This is a genomic window from Aliivibrio logei (assembly GCF_001691055.1).
Classification (GTDB): domain Bacteria; phylum Pseudomonadota; class Gammaproteobacteria; order Enterobacterales; family Vibrionaceae; genus Aliivibrio; species Aliivibrio salmonicida.
In genome coordinates, this window is record NZ_MAJU01000002.1 from 43,924 (window position 1) to 65,251 (window position 21,328).

At 40.2% G+C, this 21,328-nt stretch carries 18 protein-coding genes; 6 read left to right on the forward strand and 12 right to left on the reverse strand.

The annotated features are described in order from the left end of the window. Positions 1 to 35 precede the first annotated feature (35 nt). From A6E04_RS00220 to A6E04_RS00235, 4 genes are all read right to left on the reverse strand, one after another. Positions 36 to 1,739, reverse strand: coding sequence for a sodium:solute symporter family protein (locus tag A6E04_RS00220; protein WP_017022872.1), 1,704 nt, complete (start codon positions 1,737 to 1,739; stop codon positions 36 to 38). A 10-nt stretch (positions 1,740 to 1,749) separates the two neighbouring features. Then, a complete protein-coding gene (locus tag A6E04_RS00225; protein WP_023604486.1) occupies positions 1,750 to 2,016 on the reverse strand; it encodes a DUF4212 domain-containing protein in 267 nt (88 codons plus the stop codon). Positions 2,017 to 2,211: 195 nt separating this feature from the next. Continuing rightward, positions 2,212 to 2,835, reverse strand: coding sequence for a MarC family protein (locus A6E04_RS00230; RefSeq protein WP_012551257.1), 624 nt, complete (start codon positions 2,833 to 2,835; stop codon positions 2,212 to 2,214). An 87-nt stretch (positions 2,836 to 2,922) separates the two neighbouring features. Next, positions 2,923 to 3,552 carry a response regulator gene (locus A6E04_RS00235; RefSeq protein ID WP_017022870.1) on the reverse strand — a complete coding sequence of 210 codons (630 nt, stop codon included), beginning with the start codon at positions 3,550 to 3,552 and terminating at the stop codon, positions 2,923 to 2,925. A 226-nt stretch (positions 3,553 to 3,778) separates the two neighbouring features. Here A6E04_RS00235 and A6E04_RS00240 point away from each other — a divergent pair, with 226 nt between their 5' ends. After that, positions 3,779 to 4,543, forward strand: a complete 765-nt coding sequence (locus A6E04_RS00240) for a DeoR/GlpR family DNA-binding transcription regulator (protein WP_012551255.1) — start codon at positions 3,779 to 3,781, stop codon at positions 4,541 to 4,543. 120 nt (positions 4,544 to 4,663) lie between these two features. Next, on the forward strand, positions 4,664 to 6,496 hold the full coding sequence (gene glmS, locus A6E04_RS00245; RefSeq protein WP_065609291.1) for a glutamine--fructose-6-phosphate transaminase (isomerizing): 1,833 nt from the start codon (positions 4,664 to 4,666) through the stop codon (positions 6,494 to 6,496). A gap of 61 nt (positions 6,497 to 6,557) precedes the next feature. Here glmS and A6E04_RS00250 read toward each other — a convergent pair whose 3' ends face one another. Beyond that, positions 6,558 to 7,544: a sensor domain-containing diguanylate cyclase gene (locus A6E04_RS00250; protein WP_065609293.1), complete on the reverse strand. Its 987-nt coding sequence runs from the start codon at positions 7,542 to 7,544 to the stop codon at positions 6,558 to 6,560. Positions 7,545 to 7,800: 256 nt separating this feature from the next. Here A6E04_RS00250 and A6E04_RS00255 point away from each other — a divergent pair, with 256 nt between their 5' ends. The 4 genes from A6E04_RS00255 (at position 7,801) to arsJ (ending at position 10,942) form a co-directional block, all read left to right on the forward strand. Beyond that, positions 7,801 to 8,130, forward strand: a complete 330-nt coding sequence (locus tag A6E04_RS00255) for a metalloregulator ArsR/SmtB family transcription factor (RefSeq protein ID WP_065609295.1) — start codon at positions 7,801 to 7,803, stop codon at positions 8,128 to 8,130. A gap of 16 nt (positions 8,131 to 8,146) precedes the next feature. Then, positions 8,147 to 9,148, forward strand: a complete 1,002-nt coding sequence (locus A6E04_RS00260) for an ArsJ-associated glyceraldehyde-3-phosphate dehydrogenase (RefSeq protein WP_065609297.1) — start codon at positions 8,147 to 8,149, stop codon at positions 9,146 to 9,148. Positions 9,149 to 9,165: 17 nt separating this feature from the next. After that, positions 9,166 to 9,663, forward strand: a complete 498-nt coding sequence (locus A6E04_RS00265) for a phosphatase domain-containing putative toxin (RefSeq protein WP_065609299.1) — start codon at positions 9,166 to 9,168, stop codon at positions 9,661 to 9,663. Positions 9,664 to 9,733: 70 nt separating this feature from the next. Continuing rightward, the gene (gene arsJ / locus A6E04_RS00270) at positions 9,734 to 10,942 is read left to right on the forward strand and encodes an organoarsenical effux MFS transporter ArsJ (protein ID WP_017022863.1); all 1,209 of its coding nucleotides are present in this window, start codon (positions 9,734 to 9,736) and stop codon (positions 10,940 to 10,942) included. 20 nt (positions 10,943 to 10,962) lie between these two features. Here arsJ and A6E04_RS00275 read toward each other — a convergent pair whose 3' ends face one another. The 7 genes from A6E04_RS00275 to aspA all read right to left on the reverse strand — a co-directional run bounded on the left by A6E04_RS00275 (position 10,963) and on the right by aspA (position 21,303). Next, complete coding sequence (locus A6E04_RS00275) at positions 10,963 to 11,493, reverse strand: MltR family transcriptional regulator (protein WP_017022862.1); 531 nt, start codon at positions 11,491 to 11,493, stop codon at positions 10,963 to 10,965. 49 nt (positions 11,494 to 11,542) lie between these two features. Next, positions 11,543 to 12,691, reverse strand: a complete 1,149-nt coding sequence (locus tag A6E04_RS00280; protein ID WP_065609301.1) for a mannitol-1-phosphate 5-dehydrogenase — start codon at positions 12,689 to 12,691, stop codon at positions 11,543 to 11,545. A 78-nt stretch (positions 12,692 to 12,769) separates the two neighbouring features. Further along, positions 12,770 to 14,722, reverse strand: a complete 1,953-nt coding sequence (locus A6E04_RS00285; RefSeq protein WP_065609303.1) for a PTS mannitol transporter subunit IICBA — start codon at positions 14,720 to 14,722, stop codon at positions 12,770 to 12,772. A gap of 697 nt (positions 14,723 to 15,419) precedes the next feature. Beyond that, on the reverse strand, positions 15,420 to 16,220 hold the full coding sequence (gene nagB, locus A6E04_RS00290) for a glucosamine-6-phosphate deaminase (protein WP_012551244.1): 801 nt from the start codon (positions 16,218 to 16,220) through the stop codon (positions 15,420 to 15,422). Between the two features lie 107 nt (positions 16,221 to 16,327). Further along, the gene (locus A6E04_RS00295) at positions 16,328 to 18,196 is read right to left on the reverse strand and encodes a protein-disulfide reductase DsbD (RefSeq protein WP_065609308.1); all 1,869 of its coding nucleotides are present in this window, start codon (positions 18,194 to 18,196) and stop codon (positions 16,328 to 16,330) included. A 191-nt stretch (positions 18,197 to 18,387) separates the two neighbouring features. Next, on the reverse strand, positions 18,388 to 19,689 hold the full coding sequence (locus A6E04_RS00300; RefSeq protein ID WP_017022858.1) for an anaerobic C4-dicarboxylate transporter: 1,302 nt from the start codon (positions 19,687 to 19,689) through the stop codon (positions 18,388 to 18,390). Positions 19,690 to 19,854: 165 nt separating this feature from the next. Beyond that, positions 19,855 to 21,303, reverse strand: coding sequence for an aspartate ammonia-lyase (aspA, locus tag A6E04_RS00305; RefSeq protein ID WP_017022857.1), 1,449 nt, complete (start codon positions 21,301 to 21,303; stop codon positions 19,855 to 19,857). Positions 21,304 to 21,328: the final 25 nt, after the last annotated feature.

Below are 21,328 nucleotides of genomic sequence, written 5' to 3' on the forward strand. Positions count from 1 at the left end.
GTTATTCTGGTTCTATTAAACTGAACATTATCAGATTAATGATCGTGAGCTTCACCGGCACCTTTAGGATAACGAATCGATTCAACCAGATCTTGAACATCTTGTGGTACTTCTGCGGTGACTTTGTTTACTGCAATCGAAACAATAAAGTTTAGACACATACCTAGGGTACCGATCCCTTCAGGGCTGATACCAAACCACCAGTTGTCTGGTGTGCTTGCTGCTGGGTTAATGAATTTAAAGTAAACGATGTAAGCGGTAGTAAAGGTAACACCAGAAATCATGCCTGCAATTGCGCCTTCCTTATTCATCTTCTTATAGAAAATACCTAAGATGATGGCTGGGAAGAAAGAAGCTGCTGCTAAACCGAACGAGAAGGCAACCACCTGTGCGACAAAGCCCGGCGGATTGATCCCTAAATACCCTGCACCAATGATAGCAACGATGGCGGCAAGGCGGGCTGCGAGTAGCTCTTGTTTATCGGTCATGTTTGGCTTAAAGCCTTTTTTCAGTAAGTCATGAGAGATAGAGGTCGAGATTACCAGTAATAGACCAGCAGCCGTTGATAATGCCGCGGCTAAGCCACCCGCCGCTAGTAATGCAACAACCCAGTTTGGTAAGTTTGCCAGTTCAGGAGATGCTAGAACAATGATATCTCGGTTGATGTCCATTTCATTACGTTCATCACCAGAGTAGAACATTTTACCATCGCCATTTTTATCTTCCCAAGCAACAAGACCCGTATCTTCCCAGTTTTTATACCAGCTCGGTGCATCCGCAGCGGCAACCCCTTGGCTGTCTGGACCATTGATCGTTTCTATCATATTCACACGAGCAAACGCGGCAACCGCAGGTGCAGTGGTGTATAAGAATGAAATAAACAGTAAAGCCCAACCTGCAGAGATACGTGCATCTTTAACACGAGGAACCGTGAAGAAACGAATAATTACGTGAGGAAGCCCTGCTGTACCAACCATTAGTGCAGCACAGATAAAGAAGACATCGACCATGCTCTTAGATCCATCGGTATAAGGTGTAAATCCTAATTCAGTGGTTAATCCATCCAATTTATCCAATAAGTAGACTTCGGAACCGGTAACAGTAGACCCCATACCAATTTGAGGAAATACATTACCCGTCATCATGATTGAAGTAAAAACAGCAGGAACAAGGAAGGCGAAAATGAGAACACAGAATTGAGCAACCTGCGTATAAGTGATGCCTTTCATACCGCCTAATACCGCATAGAAAAATACGATACCCATACCAATGATGATGCCGACGTTGATATCAACTTCTAGGAACCGAGAGAACACCACACCAACACCACGCATTTGTCCTGCCACATACGTGAAAGAGACAAAGATGGCACAGAACACCGCAACCATACGAGCGGTTCGTGAGTAATAACGCTCGCCAATAAAATCTGGTACCGTAAACTTACCAAATTTACGTAAATAAGGCGCAAGACATAAAGCTAATAAAACATAGCCGCCAGTCCAACCCATTAAATAAACAGTCCCATCATAACCAACAAAAGAAATGATACCTGCCATTGAGATAAATGATGCAGCCGACATCCAGTCAGCGGCGGTTGCCATGCCATTAGCAATAGGGTGAACCCCTCCGCCTGCCACATAGAATTCACTGGTTGATCCTGCTCTTGCCCATATCGCAATACCGATATAAAGGGTGAAAGTGATACCTACTAATATAAACGTCCAAGTTTGGATATCCATGCTAATTCCTCTAGTCTTCTTGTACGTTGTATTTTTTATCCAGTGAGTTCATGCGAACCACATAGATAAAGATCAGGGCAACAAAGGTATAAATTGAACCTTGTTGTGCAAACCAGAAGCCCAATTTAAAGCCCCCAATTTGAATCGTATCCAGAGCATCGACAAATAAAATGCCTGCACCAAATGAGACGGCAAACCAGACGAAGAGTAGTCCACCCATTATCCTTAGATTTTCCTTCCAATAGGCTTGTGCTTGTTCTTTTGTTTCGAACGCCATAGCCGGCTCCTTTTTAATGTTAATGATATGTAACCAAAAAGAGATTAGCAGCGAGAAGAAAAGAAAACAGTGCAACTTTAGTCGAGCAGATAAAGAAAAACGCCCAATATATGAGCGTTTTATGTGAGGTGGGCTGTGATTTTTCTATGTTAAACTTATGTTAATCAATACCAAGGTCTAAGGCATCGGTATTCATTAAAAGTAGAAATTTTTAATCCCCATAAGAAGATTATTGACCGCCACTGCCGCTAAGATTAACCCCATTACACGGCTAATTATTGCAGCACCAACATTGCCAATAATTTTATGGATAAAGGTCGCACCAAGTAATAAACATAAGGTAATGATCAGCACAACAATCATTACCGCGGCAGTAATTGACTGATCTATAAAAGAATAACGAGAATTGTCAGTTAACATTACGATGGCCATCATGGCGCCAGGAGAGGCGATCGATGGAATGGCTAATGGGTACACCGCCAAATTAGCTAAGTCAGAATGACTGATGTCTTCACTCAATTTTTGTTCTTGTTCTGGTTTGCTTTCACCAAAAATCATCGTTAAGGCAAAGATAAGAAGAACCAATCCACCAGCAACTTGGAACGCGGGTAAGGGGATTTGCATTGCTTCTAATAATAATTGACCAATAACGAGGAAAAATAACAGCACAGAGGTTGCAATCGCAACGGCTTTTAGTGCGACAGCTTTTCTTTGTTTGGCTGATAAATGTTGGGTTTGTGAAAGGTAGACAGGTACTGAACCGATAGGATCGATAACAGCCCAAAGAACAACGAATTGAGTAACGAGGATGCTTATCATGAACTCTCCCAGAGTTAGGTTAAACAGAGGGATATAAAAGAGACCTATAGATTACCTTAATTTATAGGCTAGAGTGTTATATCGAGGTTAACTTTCTGTCTGTTGTAGAAAAATAACCGCTTGAGTACGATTTTTTACGCCTAATTTTCGAAAAATTGCGGTCATGTGAGCTTTGATCGTCGCTTCTGATACGTCTAAATCATACGCAATTTGTTTGTTGAGTAGGCCATCTGACAGCATACCAAGCACTTTATATTGCTGAGGAGTAAGGCTGCTTATTCTTGTCGTGAGATCATCACACGCTTGGCTGTTTTTAATAGAGCCTTCTGGAAAATAAGAGTCCCCTGCCAAAATTTGGTTCAACGCTGAAATTAATGATCGCATGTCACTTGATTTTGGAATAAAGCCAAAAGCCCCATGGCTCTTTGCTTGAGAGACAATGCTGCTTTCTTCGCTGGCAGAGACAACCACAATAGGCAGGTCTGGATATTGAGAGCGAAGGTGAATTAAACCAGACATTCCGTTACTGCCCGGCATTTTAAGATCGAGTAATAATAAGTCGGGATCGGGCTCTTTTTCTAATACAGTTAAGAGTGCATCTAGAGAATCGGCTTCGAGTAGATTGGCTCCGCTGATCGCCATATGAATGGATTGAAAAAGCGCATTGCGAAATAAGGGATGATCGTCCGCGATAATGATGGTGTAGTTGTCGTCCATGGCTACAAAATTCCTCATGAGTAATCTAATAAAATTAACATCTAACCCATTTTCGAGCAATTTTTAGACGCTAAAGTCTGCGCTGCCTCTCTAATCTTATTTCTATTTTTAAAAATGAAATGAAATTCGTGGGATCTTAATATTTAAAACGAATTAATTCTCAACACTAGACAATTGAATGAAACGAAACTAAACTTCTTTCAAATCGAAACTTACTGAGTTTGTCATGTCAAAAAGAAACACTAAACAACGTCGACATATGATCCTTTCTTTATTAATTGAGAAAGGGGAAATTACGGTTGAAGAACTTTCGGAGCTCTTTGATATATCAGAAGTAACCATTCGTAAGGATCTAACGGAGTTAGAGAAGAATGGTTTGCTGATGCGTAAGTATGGCGGGGCGGTGTTAATGCCTTCAAATATCATTCAAGAAGATACGTGCGAAGAAGTTTCGAATCGAAAGTTATCTTTGGCTATTTCAGCGGTAGAACTGATTAAAGATCATAATCGAATCATTATTGATAGTGGCAGTACGACGGCGGCGTTGATTAACCAATTATCAACGAAAAATGGTTTGGTTGTTATGACCAATTCATTACCGGTGGCGAATGCATTGCAAGAAATCGAAAATGAACCCACGTTATTAATGACAGGTGGAACATGGGACAGTCATTCTGATTCATTTCAGGGTCAAGTGGCAGAGTCGGTATTAAGATCCTATGATTTTGATCAGTTGTTCATTGGTGCTGATGGCATTGACTTAGAGCGTGGAACCACGACCTTCAATGAACTGGTGGGTTTAAGTCGAGTGATGTCTGAAGTCGCTCGTGAAGTAATTTTAATGGTTGAATCAGAAAAAATTGGTCGAAAAATTCCGAATGTGGAATTGCCATGGGACAGTATTGATGTGCTGATCACCAATAATGATTTAAGCGAAGAACATCAGAAAAAAATTGAGTCACATAACGTACGAGTCATTAGAGCTCAGTGATTTAATTCCTCAATAAAGAATATCAATAGTGAGCTTTTTGTTGCCAGCTCATTATCTAGACCAATCGCATTACCAGGATTGGGCCCACTAAATTTAAAAATAGAATAATGGAGTATTGCCATGTGTGGAATCGTAGGTGCTGTTGCACAAAGAGACGTTGCGGAAATATTAGTTGAAGGATTACGCCGTTTAGAATATCGCGGTTATGATTCGGCTGGTGTTGCCGTTGTTGATGCGGACAGTAATTACACTCGACTGCGTCGCTTAGGTAAAGTTAAAGAATTAGCGGATGCAGTCAATGAATCACATGTGGTCGGCGGTACTGGTATCGCTCATACTCGTTGGGCAACGCATGGCGAGCCGTCTGAAGTGAACGCTCACCCACACGTTTCCGGTGATATTACGATTGTTCACAATGGCATTATTGAAAATCACGAATCATTACGTGCGCTATTAAAAGAACGCGGTTATGTATTTGAATCTCAAACGGATACCGAGGTTATTGCACACTTAGTTGAGTGGGAATTACGAACGTCGGATTCTTTGATTGAAGCGGTACAAAAAACAGCGACTCAACTTGATGGTGCGTACGGTACTGTTGCAATGGATCGTCGTGATCCTGAGCGTTTAGTTGTCGCTCGCTCTGGTAGCCCAATCGTTATTGGTCGCGGTGTGGGTGAAAACTTTTTAGCGTCAGATCAACTGGCGTTATTAAACGTAACTCGTCGCTTTATGTACCTTGAAGAAGGAGATGTTGCTGAAATTACTCGTCGTGATGTTCGAGTGTTTGATGCGCGTGGCGAACAAGTTGAGCGTGAAGTGACAGAATCAAACGCCGAGCATGATGCGGGAGACAAAGGTCAATATCGTCATTTTATGCAAAAAGAAGTGTTCGAGCAGCCAAAAGCCTTAATCAATACCATGGAAGGGCGAATCACCCATGATTCAGTGGTTACTGAGAGTATTGGTGTTAATGCCGTTGAGATACTAAACAAAGTAGAACACGTACAAATCATCGCATGTGGTACTTCTTACAACGCGGGAATGACGGCTCGTTATTGGTTTGAGTCACTGGCGGGTGTTAGTTGTGATGTCGAAATTGCGTCTGAGTTCCGTTACCGTAAATTTGTAACGCGTCCAAATAGCTTATTAATTACCTTATCTCAATCGGGTGAAACGGCTGATACGTTAGCAGCCCTTCGTCTAGCAAAAGAGCGTGGTTACATGGGCGCAATGACGGTGTGTAATGTTGCTGGTTCATCTCTTGTTCGTGAATCTGATTTTGCCTTTATGACGCGAGCAGGAACAGAGATTGGTGTGGCATCGACGAAAGCCTTTACCACTCAACTTGCGGCGTTATTGATGTTAGTGACGGCGTTAGGTAAACAACAAAATCGTATCTCGAAAGAGAAAGAGAAAGAGATTGTTGAAGCCTTGCATGCTTTGCCCGCTCAAATAGAAAAAGCACTGTCATTTGATAAAGAAATTGAAGCGTTAGCCCCTGACTTTGCTGACAAGCAACACACGCTATTTTTAGGGCGTGGAGAGTTTTATCCAATCGCTATGGAAGCGTCGTTGAAATTAAAAGAGATTTCGTACATTCATGCGGAAGCGTATGCCGCCGGTGAATTAAAGCACGGTCCTTTAGCGTTGATTGATGCGGATATGCCAGTGGTAGTGGTTGCCCCAACCAATGATTTATTAGAAAAATTAAAATCAAACGTAGAAGAAGTACGTGCTCGTGGTGGGTTGCTGTATGTTTTCGCGGATGAGCAAGCGGGCTTTGAAGGCGATGAAAACATGAAGATCATTACCATGCCTCATGTTAGTGATATAACTGCACCAATCTATTATACGGTTCCAATGCAGTTACTTTCGTATCATGTTGCCCTGATTAAAGGGACGGATGTCGATCAGCCTCGTAATTTAGCAAAAGCGGTAACGGTAGAGTAAGTTTACTTATAAGATTGAAATAAAAAACGGCAGCCTCAGATAGGTTGCCGTTTTTATTTGATTATTCATTGATGGATTTTTTTTGATCTTTTTCTTTATACATAGCGGTATCTGCATTAATGAACATGTCTTTAAGTGATAGTACTGAATCATAAGGTTCAAGATGACGACCAATACTAATATTGGTGAGGTTTAAGCCTGGTTGATGCATTGTTTTTTCTTGGTAACGTTGGCGGATTTGTTCTGCGAGTAAGGCAAGTTCATTGTCGTTTTCCTTATTCAGCAAGGCTAAAGCAATAAACTCATCCCCGCCAGTACGAGCAGTTAAATCCGACTCTCTGATTGTACTTTTTAAAATATCGGCCAATAGTTGAATGCATTGATCTCCGAATTCGTGGCCATGGTTGTCATTTACTTGTTTTAAATTATCAATATCAAAATATAGGATACCAATATTATCTTGGTATCTTTTTGAATCTTTTAATTTCTGCTTACCTAGAATGTCTAATCCACGACGATTAAGTAACCCTGTCATTGAATCGGTAAGTGCCATTTGTCGATGTTGCTCAGCTTCTTCTGCCATTTTCAAATCAGCCGTAATGAGCTTTGACAGGTGATGCAGTAGCTTAACTAATGCACTTTTATAATTAGTATGCTTTGTATCTATCGCACAAATAGTGCCATAAATAGAGCCATCAGGATGAAAGACAGGAACACCACAATAAGATCTTACAGGGCCATCTTCAACTGCTGGGGCATTAATCCAATATTCGTTCTTTAACGCATCAGGTACATATAACTCTTTGCCTGTTTCTACAATGGCACGACAAAAGCTTTTGCTGTCACTAGGCCATTCAGAACCTTGGCGAAGAAAATTTGTTTTATTATTACTGCTTATAAGGGTATGGAAAGAATGACCTGTAAATTCGATAACGGCACCACAGTCGGCCCCAAAAATATCAACAATTAAATCTGCAAGTTCTTGCCATTTTGATAGGTCAATAATGTTGTCTTGTGAATCAAAATGAGAAGTGAAAAACGCTGTCATACGCACATCCATGTAAGGCGATTATTATTTGAATTTTGTATAGTTATAAAACTATCATTATTAAATGTTAATTTCATTGTCATTAGGTTCAAAATCAAACCATTTACCTTTTAGTTTAGAGAAGTGATTACTGAACCACTATTTAGGTTTTATTTTCTTATATGAACCTTTTGTGACTCCGTGGTTTTTTTATTGTTTTTTACACTATAATATATATCATATATGGAAATGCGTATATCCATATTTAAGGTTTACTATGTTACCTCATCAATTTTTTAAACTGCTTTCAGATGAAACTCGAATGCGTTGCTTATTGCTTATCGCGCGTGAAGGCCGTTTATGTGTAAATCAGTTAACCGAAGCGTTAGAAGAAAGCCAACCGAAAGTTTCTCGGCATTTAGCTCAACTACGTCAATCTGGTGTATTGGTCGATACCCGTGAAGGGCAGTGGGTTTATTATCAAGTTAGTACTCAATTACCTGGTTGGCTAAACAAAATTATTGAGGGTTTGAAGCAATCGAATTGCTTACAGATTGAATATCAAAAAGACACCGATAAATTAAACGCAATAAAATCATGTTGTTAAATTAAGGATTAAAACGATGACAATTAAAGTAGGTATTAACGGGTTTGGTCGCATTGGACGTTTGGCTTTAAGAGCGGCATTTGATTGGCCAGAGCTTGAATTTGTACAAATTAATGATGTGGCGGGTGATGCCCATACTCTAGCGCATTTACTTGAGTTCGATTCAATTCAAGGACGTTGGAATCATGCTGTGACTACCGATGGCAACACTATGATCATTGGTGACCAAAAGCTAATGGCCACACAAGAAAAAGACATTGATGCTGTTGACTGGTCTGGTTGTGATGTTGTTATTGAAGCGACAGGGGTTCATCGCTCTCGCTCATTTCTCGATAAATATTTAGCGCAAGGTGTAAAGCGTGTCGTTGTGTCTGCGCCAGTAAAAGAAGACGGTGTTGCGAATATCGTTGTTGGCGTGAATGACGATATTTTTGATCCTGTAATTCATCAGATTGTAACTGCGGCTTCTTGTACTACCAATTGCCTTGCACCAATTGTTAAAGTTATCAATAAGGAGTTTGGTATCGCAAACGCGGCATTTACGACTATTCATGATTTAACTAATACACAAACTATTTTAGATGCACCCCATAAAGATTTACGTCGTGCTCGTGCATGTGGAATGAGTTTGATCCCAACGACGACAGGATCGGCAAAAGCAATTGTTGAAATCTTCCCTGAATTAGAAAACAAAATTAATGGTCATGCAGTTCGAGTCCCTTTAGCGAATGCGTCTTTGACGGACATTGTTTTTGAAGTGAAAAGAGACACAACGGTTGAAGAAGTAAATCAGTTATTGAAGGAAGCGGCTTATGGTGATCTAAAAGGTATTTTAGGTTATGAAGATCGCCCATTAGTATCGATTGACTATAAAGGTGACCAACGTTCAACCATTGTTGATGCGTTATCTACCATGCTTGTAGGTAAGCGAATGGTAAAAATCTATGCATGGTATGACAATGAAATGGGGTATGCGACGCGTACTGCTGAACTCGTTCGTACTGTTGGCTTAGCTTAACTTTAAGAGGTTTCATAATGACACATCCAACTTGGGAATTACCGGTTTCTGGCACTCATGGCGCGTTGATTTTAACGCCTTGTCCGGGAACTAAGGGCGTTGAATTAATCGAATCTCTAACGCAATTAAAAGCACAAGGTGTAGAAGCCATTGCCACGGCGTTAAACCAAGATGAACTTACCGAAAAAGGCGTAGGCTCTCTTGGTGAAGAGGTACAACGTCTAGGGATGAAATGGTTTTATCTTCCCATTGAAGATGATTGTGCACCGGGGGATGAATTTGCAAAACAATGGAAATTAGCAACGCCTGAGCTGCAACAAGTGGTAGAAAGCAATGGCAAAGTAGCAATGCATTGCATGGGGGGATCTGGTCGTACAGGATTACTTGCTGGGCATTTACTGTTGGATTTAGGCTGGGATTTGGATGTAATTAAACAGCAAGTTCAAGCGTTACGTCCGGGGGCTTTCACTAAGCCTGTGCAAATTGAATACATTGATTTTATTGATCACAAATAATCTGCATTAACAAAGACCTTAATATTGTTTTTTCGTTTTAAGGTCTTTTCATTTTATTAGGTTTTCTATTATGTTTTCTCAATTTAGCCATAACGTTCGACAGTATATGTTAGTGACGTTTAATTATTGGAATTTCACCATTACTGATGGCGCATTGCGTATGTTGGTGGTGCTGTATTTTCATGATTTAGGTTACGGCACCTTAGCCATTGCTTCCCTCTTTTTATTTTATGAATTTTTTGGTGTAGTAACGAATTTACTCGGAGGGTGGTTAGGGGCTCGGCTAGGGCTAAATAAAACCATGAATGTTGGTTTGATAATGCAAGTTTTTGCATTATTGATGCTGGCATTACCGAGTGTTTGGTTAACTATCCCATGGGTGATGGCAGCACAGGCATTATCTGGTATTGCTAAAGATCTGAATAAGATGAGTGCAAAAAGTGCGATTAAAACATTGGTGCCTAGCGATCAAGAAGGGGCACTTTATAAGTGGATAGCGATTCTTACTGGTTCTAAAAATGCGCTTAAAGGGGCCGGGTTCTTTTTAGGTGGATTACTATTAACGACGGTTGGATTTCAGCTTGCCGTTATCGGGATGGCAGCGGTTCTTTTTGCTGTTTTTCTTGGTAGCGTAATGTTGCTTGATGGTGACATGGGAAAAGCAAAGTCCAAACCTAAATTTACGCAGTTATTTTCAAAATCAGAACAGATTAATCAGTTATCAGCGGCACGTTTATTTTTGTTTGGTGCAAGAGATGTTTGGTTCGTCGTTGCTTTACCGATTTATTTAGGCAGTGTGTTTGGTTGGGATCACTCTTTAGTGGGTGGTTTTTTAGCATTGTGGGTTATTGCTTATGGGGTTGTTCAAGGATTTGCTCCTAAGATAACAGGTAAAAAAGAAGGTCAAACCCCTGATGGCAGAGTGGCATTACATTGGGTTGCGCTGTTAACGATAGTCACGGGGATTATTGCGTATTTAGTCCAAATTGAATGGCAGGCTGAATATACTATCGTGATTGGTTTGTTGATTTTTGGCGCTGTCTTTGCGATTAACTCATCACTGCATTCGTATTTAATTGTGAGTTACGCCAAAGGCGATGGTGTTTCTATGGACGTTGGCTTTTACTATATGGCGAATGCGATGGGGCGTTTGATCGGAACGATTTTATCTGGACTAGTCTTTCAAGTGGCAGGTTTTGCAGCGTGTTTGTGGGTATCTTTCGGTTTCTTGCTTCTATCTACGCTGATATCAATTAAATTACCTAAAAATACAGAATGACGTTAATAGAGATTAAATCATTAAAATGGACTTTCTTTCTGTAATTCTGCACAAATATCGACAATTGCTAATGACAGACCAGAACGGATCATTTGTTTTTGTCGATCTATTTGCATTTGATAGAACATCAGGTCGGTGTCGTCATTCATTGGGGTGATTTCTAGTTGAATCATTCCCATTCTTTTAACTAAATGAAGTGAGTTTATCGGTGTGATTACTTGTGGATCGGTAAATTGAAATTCATTCATTTCAGCGTTTAATTTATTACGAAGTTGAATTAAGCCTTCAATATCATGATAGGTATTATTGGGTAATACACCTAAGCCAAAAAGAAGCTTTAACCTTACGTTTAAATCGCCGAGTGGACCTGAATCTTGAAGTAATGGGCCGATCACGGATTGAACTGCGAAGTCATCTTTACGAAAAATACGTTGGATTAACCCGTCGATAGATTCATTAAGAATATCGACAGCAATGATGAAAAAACCACGCACAGAAGGTGCATCGTCTAGTCGTTCAATGATGTTAGATTCGTTTATTACTTCTGTCATAAAATAGCCATAAAAGAGAGAGGCATTACGCCTCTCTAACTGTTTCTTATTAGTTTAATGTCGTAAAGATTGCTTCAATCTTTTTCGCTTCTGCACTGTTTTCATTTAATCCGGTGTAATGCGCTAGTGTCGCTTTTAAGCCAGATTCCTGTAAGCGAGTTTGTAGCTCTACTGCTTGTGGATCTGTGTCATTTACGTATTTAAATGCGGCAGCGATGCCTTTTAATAGTGTTTTATTTTCAATTCCGTATTCGATTGTACCTAATAACGGTTTGATTAGGCGATCATTTTCACCTAATTTACGAATTGGCTGACGGGCAACGCGATCAATCTCATCTCGTAAATACGGATTCGCAAATCGGCCTAAGATTTTTTCGATATAGGCAGCATGTAATTCTTTATCAAAACCGTAGCGACGAATGAGCACTTCCCCACTTTCTTCCATTGCGGCTTTTACTTCGGTTCTAATTTCAGGGTCTTGAATCGCGTCACGTACGGTCTCATGGCCTTTTAATGCACCAAGATAAGCCGTAATGCAATGACCGGTATTTAAAGTGAAGAGTTTGCGCTCAACAAACGCCATTAGATTGTCTGTTTTTTCCATTCCAGCAATATTAGGTACGCCACCTTTGAATTGTTTTTCATCAACAATCCATTCGCTAAAACTTTCAACGGTGACTTCAAGTAAATCGTCATTGGCCGCTTCTGATGGTGGAACAATACGGTCAACCGCAGAATCAACAAAACCAACTAATTCGTCACAACGTGCATGAAAAGAGTCGTCAAGATGAGAGTACACTTCATTTTTAAGGTGAGTAGTACCTCGAACCATATTTTCGCAAGCAATGATATTAAGTGGTGATTCATTGTTGGCTTCAAAACGTTTGGTTAGACCTTTTGCGATGGTTTTTGCAATAATATTTAATACGTTAGGGCCAACCGCGGTTGTCACTAAATCGGTGTGTACAATACGCTCAATAACATCGTCACTGGTTGAGTTTACGGCAGTTACATGAGTAACTGTGTCGATTTGGCATTTAGACCCAACGACTTTTACTTTGTATGATTGGTCATGACAAAGTTGATCAACTAACGGTGCATCAACATCTGCGAATGTAACAGCGACGTTTGAATCAGAAAGAACTTTACCAATAAAACCACGACCGATATTACCTGCGCCAAAATGTACTGCTTTCATAATAATTACCTTCAATTTTATATTAGGAGGAAGCCAGCCCTATAGGGGTAAAGCTGACTTCTTATTGGTACTAAATACTTATGCTGCTTGTTCGCCTGAAAGAATCTCTAAAACCTCACTAACGCTGTTAGTCGATGTTAGTTTTTCGATGGCACCAGGTTCGTCAAGTGCATTCGTAATTGCAGTAATTACTTGAATGTGTTCATCATTTTTTGCAGCAATACCAATAACCAATTTAGCGATATCATCACCGTCTTCAGTGAATTGAACACCTGATGGGTACTGACAGATAACAATGCCTGTTTTGATTATTCGGTCTTTGGCCTCTATTGTTCCATGTGGTACGGCAATAGATTCGCCAAGGTAAGTGGAGACCAGTTTTTCACGATCAAACATCGCCGATACATATTCTGGTTCAGCATAACCCAGAGAAACGAGTTGCTCTCCTGCGTATTGAATGGCTTCTTCTTTCGTTTTACATGTTAATCCAAGATGGATGTTTTTTGACTCGATTTGGAAAGGGTGTGCATTTTGTGGTTCAAAGAAATCGTCATTTGCTGCCACTGGAGAAACTTGAGGCATCTCATCATCATTTGCCGCTTCTGGATAAGTAGAAGCCATGATACGAGCGATTAAATCGTTATAGATATGGCTATCTAAGAAATTCGTTAATGAAATATGCTCTGCGTTTTCTGCGTGCTTACGTGCACGGTCCGTTAAATCTTTATGAGTAATCACAATATCGACATCCGTAGGTAAGTTATTGATAGCACAGTTTGTTACGCTGATTTTTAAGCCTGCTGCTTGTACTTTTTTGCGAAGCAGACCTGCACCCATTGCACTTGACCCCATGCCAGCGTCACACGCTACGATGATTTTTTGGATGTTATTGAATTTTGTTGAGTTACTTTTTTCAGCAGTCATACCAGAAGGTTGACCTTTTGAATCAGATTTCATATTACGCATTTTTGATGTCGCATCATCGAGTGATGTTCCGTCATCTTCATCTGATGTCGCTTGAGTTTTCATTAGGATTGCGGCAACAGTAAATGAAACGGCAGTCGCAGATAAAATTGAACAGATAACGCCAAGCGCAGAGGCTTTAGGTGTCAATAGTAAGATGGCAAAGATAGAGCCTGGAGATGCTGGAGCAACCATACCTGCATTAAACAGAGTTAGAACGAATACTCCTGTCATGCCACCTGCAATCGCTGCAAGAATTAAGCGTGGGTTCATAAGAATGTATGGGAAGTAAATTTCGTGAATACCACCAAAGAAGTGAATGATAGATGCACCACCAGCGGTTTGTTTTGCTGTGCCTTTACCAAAGAACATATAAGCAAGAAGAATACCTAAGCCAGGTCCTGGATTTGCTTCAATTAAGAAGAAGATAGATTGGCCAGTTTCGTTTGCCTGTTGGATACCTAGAGGAGAAAAGATACCGTGGTTAATGGCGTTGTTCAGGAATAGAATTTTTGCTGGTTCAACAAAAATAGAAGTTAAAGGCAGAAGACCTGCATCGACTAAGAAGTTAACCCCCCCAGCAAGACCCGCAGATAAGACCTTAACAAAAGGACCAATGAAGAAGAAAGCAACAATTGCACACAACATACCAATGATGCCGGCAGAAAAGTTGTTAACTAGCATTTCAAAGCCGCTTTTGATTTTACCATCGACTTTTTGGTCGAACAGTTTAATCGCTAGGCCGCCCATAGGACCCACCATCATTGCGCCCATGAACATTGGAATATCAGTACCAGCAATCACACCCATAGTGGTAATTGCACCAACAATGGCACCACGTTCGCCGCCCACTAATTTACCCCCGGTATAACCGATAAGCAGTGGAAGTAAATAAGTAATCATTGGGCCAACTAGTTTCGCTAACTCTTCGTTAGGGATCCAACCAGTAGGAATAAATAAAGCTGTGATAAAGCCCCATGCGATAAACGCACCAATGTTAGGCATTACCATATTTGATAAAAAACGACCAAAATTTTGTATCTTGATCTTTGCATCTGGTGATATCATGAGTGATTCCCCGTTTGAGGTTTTTATTAAACTGTCTAAAAATGACTCGCCAAAGTCATTGGTTAATTTCTAAGTACAGACATAATTTACCATAGATTTTTTAATTGAACCGATAACGGGAAATTCGTGAATCAAGTCACGTTTTCACTCCATCTGCAATAAATAAAGTAGATCTTCGTTGCATTAACGTATTGAAAATTTACTACAAAAAATAAAATTCAACCTTGTCAATTACTATTTGTCGATCAAGATCTTGTTTGTAGAGATTCTCTCAAGTAAGAAATAGTGACCCTTGTCACGAATGTTGAATTTGAATTTAAATAATTAAACATCAAAGTGATTTGCTTCACGTTTTCATCTTTTATTCACGCTTCGAATTAAATCGTTTAATTTCGTTGCTTGTAAACTGAAATTTTATTACGAATAAAACTGCCTCTTAAGTATTATCCTTCATTTGCTTTATTTCCATTTTACGACTCTGTTTTTTGTTTGTGGGTGCTTTCAATTAGAAGGTGTTTTTTGTATGCGTGGAATTTGAAGCGTATTTTGGAGGTAAAAGATCGTGAGAATAAAAAAAGAATATGATGTGAGTGGTTAAATGTGGAGTGGTGGATTAGTGTTGAAATGATAATCCAAAAAATAGACATAAAAAAAGGAGAACATAAGTTCTCCTTTTTGCGATGTATAAAGCAGAAGATTAAACGTGCTTAATGTTTTCAGCTTCTAGTTCTTTAAAGTATTTAACTGTTTTCACTTTCAATTCTTGTTGTGATGCTTCATCACAAACGATCACTGATTTAGGGTGAATTTGAAGTGCTGATACTGTCCACATGTGGTTTACAGAACCTTCAACAGCAGCTTGTAGAGCAAGTGCTTTGTTGTGGCCAGTAATTAGGATCATGATTTCAGCAGAATCAAGCAGAGTACCAACACCGATAGTTAATGCGTACTTAGGTACTTGAGCAATATCGCCGTCGAAGAAACGAGAGTTAGCAATACGAGTATCTTCAGTTAGTGTTTTGATACGAGTACGAGATGCTAGAGATGAAGCTGGTTCGTTAAATGCGATATGACCGTCGTTACCAACACCACCCATGAACAAGTTAATGCGGCCGTAAGACTTAATTTTGTCTTCGTAACGCTGGCATTCTTCTTCGTGGTTGTCAGTGTTACCGTTTAGAAGGTTAATGTTTTCTTCTTGGATATCAACATGGTTGAAAAAGTTTTCAAACATGAAAGTACGGTAAGATTCTGGGTGATTTGTATCAAGACCGATGTACTCATCCATGTTGAATGTTACTACGTTCTTAAAGCTTACTTTGTCTGCTTTGTACAGTTCAATTAGCTTTTTGTAAGTATTAAGAGGAGTTCCACCAGTAGGAAGACCAAGAACAAATGGACGATCTGCTGTTGGGTTAAACTCATTGATGCGGTTAACAATGTGTTGTGCTGACCATGCGCCTACTTGTTCTGCTTGGTTTAATGGAATAAGTCTCATCATATACCTCAAAAAATTAATGTAATTGTTCGCTTAATTGCGTTAATTCGCATTGTAAAATAAGTGTCTTCGTAATGCTAATGATTTTGGTCAATAAAGGAGCAAAATTATTCAACCAAGCTCACATTTTGTTGCAAATGCTGAATAAACGGCTCTGCTTTCATGAATCCCGTAAGGCGAGAGTCTGATAAATAATCGCCATTTGCATTCCAAAAATCGATGGTAGGTAAACCTAACACTTTAAGTTGTTTTAATAATTCAATATCAACTGGGCTGTTTTTGGTGACATCGGCTTGCAACAAAATAAAGTTGGATAGTAACGGTTCGACGTTTTCATCATGAAAGGTGTATTTTTCAAATTCTTTACAAGCGACACACCAATCTGCATAGAAATCGAGCATCACAGGCTTTCCTTGAATTTTTGCTACCTCAAGTTCTTTGTTTAATTCATCAATAGTAGAGATGCGCTTAAAGGTCACTGTTTGAGTAGTGGCAACTTGGCTCGATGTTTTCCCTGATATAGCATCGATGACAGGAATCGCTGAGCCGACAATACCCAAGATAGCGATGATACCAGCAACACTTGTTTTCCATGATTGGGGCATCGTTGCTTTGACATGATATAACCAACCAAATGCTACGATCCCAAGAGCAGACCAAATAAATGGCGTGATGTTATGAGGAAGAATTCGCTCTAATAAGAAGACTGGAACCGCGAGAAGAATAAAACCAAATAGGGTTTTCACATACGTCATCCATACGCCTGCTTTTGGTAGCAGCTTATTACCAAATACTGCGGCTAAAATTAATGGGATCCCCATACCAATCGCTAAGGCATACAACGCAACAGCGCCTGTTAGTAAGTCCCCACTTTTTGCGACATAAAGTAACGCACCAGACAATGGTGCAGTTGTACATGGTGAGCACACTAAACCAGAGATTGCACCCATCGCAAATACGCCACCTAAGTTACCGCCTTTTTGTTGGTTACTGATGTCGCTTAATTTGGTTTGTAAGCTGCTTGGTAATTGAATGGTGTAAACACCAAACATGGACAGTGCCAACAGCACAAACATCACACTCAAACCAATAAGAACGTAAGGATGTTGTAATGCTGCTTGGAATTGTAGACCGGCAGAAGCAACCACTAACCCAAGTAAAGTGTAGGTAAGAGCCATGCCTTGAACATAGACAAAAGACAGTTTGAAGGCTTTACCGTGAGAAAGTTTACCGCCACCTAAAACAATGCCCGTTAAAATAGGGTACATAGGTAACACACAAGGAGTAAACGCAAGACCAATACCTAACGCTAAGAATAAAAACGGAGTCCACCAAGCATCACCTAGATCGCTTGCAAGCGCTTGCTGTTGAGTTTGATTTTTTGGTTGTTGAATACCAGCGGTATTTAGAGTATTTACCGATGGTGATGTCGCTTTTTCTACGCTCACTGGTGCGGTTTCGCTTTTGGCTACCACATGAGTATTCGCCGTTTCGTTTTGGTATGAGCTTGAGGCTGTGAGCATGGATAATGGGATTTTACGGATTTCTGGTGGATAACAGAATCCTGCTTTTGCACACCCTTGATAACGAACGGTTAGCTCTGCATCTTTATCGACTGAGATGAGTGGCACAGTGATGGTCAATGGCTTGGTGTAGATATTAACATCACCAAAAAATTCATCGTTATGAGGGGTGCCTTGTTCCATGACTAAGTCGGCAATTTTAGCATCATGCGCTGAGACTGAAATACGCTGCTGATATAAGTAATAATCAGGTTTTACTTGCCAATCTAAATAGACGCGATCCCCTTGTTGCATGAAATTGAATGGGAAGGCTTCATTTACGGTCACAAAAGAAGAGTCTTGTTGATTTTGTAGTTTAGTTAAATCAAAAGCCGCAACCGCTTGGGGTGCAAAGGACGTAAATAAAATGAAGAATGATAAAAGGGCGGCTCTAAATCGGAGTAAATTCGTCATGTGGGAGTCTTTATAAAAATAGATACGGATATGACTATCGAAATGGTCAAGAGTTCAGCAAGTATAATATCAATTCGCACTAACATCTATGATCCGTTTTTTGAGATTTTTCCTCTTTAAATCGATTATTGAGATATAAAAAATGGCAGCTAAATTAGCTGCCATTGAAGGGGATGTTTGAGTCTTCTTAATTAAAGAATAATGCCACCAAATAAGAAACCTAGAGCAACAGAAGTAGAAATCGTTGCAACACCTGGGATGAAGAATGGGTGGTTGAATACAAGGTTACCAATACGTGTTGAGCCGGTGTCATCCATTTCAACCGCCGCCAGAAGCGTTGGATAAGTAGGAAGAACGAACAATGCACTTACCGCAGCAAAAGAAGCAACGGCAGTGATAGGTGCAACACCGATTGCCAATGCAGCAGGCATTAATGCCGTTGTTGTCGCGCCTTGAGAGTAAAGCAACATTGAAGCAAAGAATAAAACAACCGCTAGCATCCACGGGTATTGTGCAAGGATCTCAGCAGAGAATTCTTTGATCTCACCAATGTGAGAAGACACAAATGTATCACCAAGCCATGCTACACCAAGAACACACACACACGCGCTCATGCCTGATTTGAATGTAGCGGCGTTTGCAATTTGAGAGGCATCAATCTTTGTGAAAGTAACAATAGCGGCCGCTGCTGTTAGCATTAGCGCCATAATTGCTTCATTTCGGCCAATGGTTGGGTGCTCAATAAGACCCACACTGCCACTGATCATCGTTGCATAAGCAACAACGGCTACGATGGCAACACAGAAAATATAAACCGAGATTTTTGCTGTCGGTAAAATTTCACGTTTACCAGAGCCATTCATTTTGACGAGGCCTTTTGCAAGGCGCTCTTGATAAACAGGATCATCTTTTAATTCACAGCCTAGGAAGTTAGCAACAAACGCACCAACCATACACGCTAAGAATGTTGATGGAATACATACTGCTAATAGCGTTAAGTAATCCACACCTAGTGGCTCAAGAATACCCGAGAAAAAGACAACCGCCGCTGAGATTGGAGAGGCAGTGATTGCTATTTGAGAAGCAACAACAGCAATAGAAAGTGGGCGAGATGGACGGACACCTTGTTCTTTCGCCACTTCTGCAATAACAGGAAGGGTTGAGAATGCCGTGTGACCGGTACCTGCTAGCATGGTCATGAAATAAGTCACTATCGGTGCATAGAAAGTAATGCGTTTTGGATTTTTACGTAAAAATTGTTCTGCTAAATCAACCAACCAATCCATACCACCAGCCACTTGCATTGCTGCAATAGCCGTGATTACAGACATGATGATTAAAATCACATCGATAGGAATAGAACCTGCGTCTAAACCCAAGATCATGGTTAAGACAAGAACGCCCGCACCACCCGCAAATCCGATACCAATACCACCGATACGCGCACCTAAATAGATGAACAGCAGTACGACAAGAAGCTGTACAGCAATCATATGTAACTCCAGTTTTAAAATTAAAATAGTTATTCAGATTTTTATTGGGTGTGTATATACCAATTCAATAAAAAGATGAATGATTACTTGAGTGTTTTATTAATAAAATATTAAGAAGATAAAAAAAGCGAGCTTCAGAGAGCTCGCTATTTGAGGTGTTATGAATTAATCGTAACGTTTTGCTTTGTATTGAGGGTGCATTAGATTTTCAACTGAGAAGATGTCATCTAATTGCTCTTCTGTTAGTAGGCCACGCTCAAGAACTACATCACGAACGTTTTTGCCTGTTTCTGCACAAATTTTACCAACAATGTCACCTTCGTGGTGGCCAATGAATGGGTTTAGGTATGTAACGATACCGATAGAGTTAAATACGTGAGCTTCACATACTTCTTTGTTTACCGTGATACCGTCGATACATTTGTCACGTAGGTTTACACATGCATTTTTCAAGATTTCGATAGATTCGAATAGGGCTTGACCAATAACAGGTTCCATTACGTTTAATTGCAGTTGGCCTGCTTCAGCAGCGAAAGTCACTGTTGTATCGTTACCAATTACTTTGAAGCATACTTGGTTTACAACTTCTGGAATTACTGGGTTTACTTTTGCAGGCATGATTGAAGAACCAGCTTGAAGCTCAGGTAAGTTCAATTCATTGAAACCAGCACGAGGGCCAGAAGAAAGAAGACGTAAATCATTACAGATTTTAGATAATTTAACCGCAGTACGTTTTAGTGAACCGTGGATCATTACGTAAGCACCACAGTCAGAAGTCGCTTCGATTAAATCTTCAGCAGCAACACATTCTAGACCCGTTACTTCAGCTAGATGACGAACTGCCGCTTCTTGGTAACCAGTCGCCGCGTTTAAGCCAGTACCGATAGCAGTTGCACCGATGTTTACTTCTAAAAGAAGTTGCGCTGTGTAATTAAGGTTTTTCACTTCTTCTTTAAGCAATACGCCCCAAGCGTGGAATTCTTGACCTACTGTCATTGGAACTGCATCTTGAAGTTGAGTACGACCCATTTTTAGAACGTTACGGAATTCTTGATCTTTAAGATCGAATGCACCTTTTAGGTATTCTATCGCTTCAATCAATTTCATCATGCTGTTGTATACAGCAACACGGAAACCCGTTGGGTATGCACAGTTAGTTGATTGAGAGCGGTTAACGTGATCGTTAGGGTTAATGATGTCGTATTCGCCTTTCTCTTTGCCCATAAGTTCAAGAGCAACGTTTGCGATAACTTCATTTGCGTTCATGTTTACAGAGGTACCAGCGCCACCTTGATATACATCTGATGGGAACTGATCCATGCATTTGCCAGTTTCAAGAATTAAGTCACATGCTTTGATGATGTACTCACCAACTTGTGAAGGAATAGCACCTAATTCTTTGTTTGCTAAAGCGGCTGCTTTTTTCGTGTAGATCATGCCACGAACTAATTCTGGAACATCAGAGATAGTGACGTTTGAAATGTTAAAGTTTTCCATCGCACGAAGAGTATGAATGCCGTAATAAGCTTCAGCGGGAACGTGGCGTTCACCTAGTAAATCTTCTTCAATACGAGTTGCGGTATTTGTTTTTTCTAAATCAAGCATCTGAGTCATAGTAAGCCTTTAAGGTTCTATATTT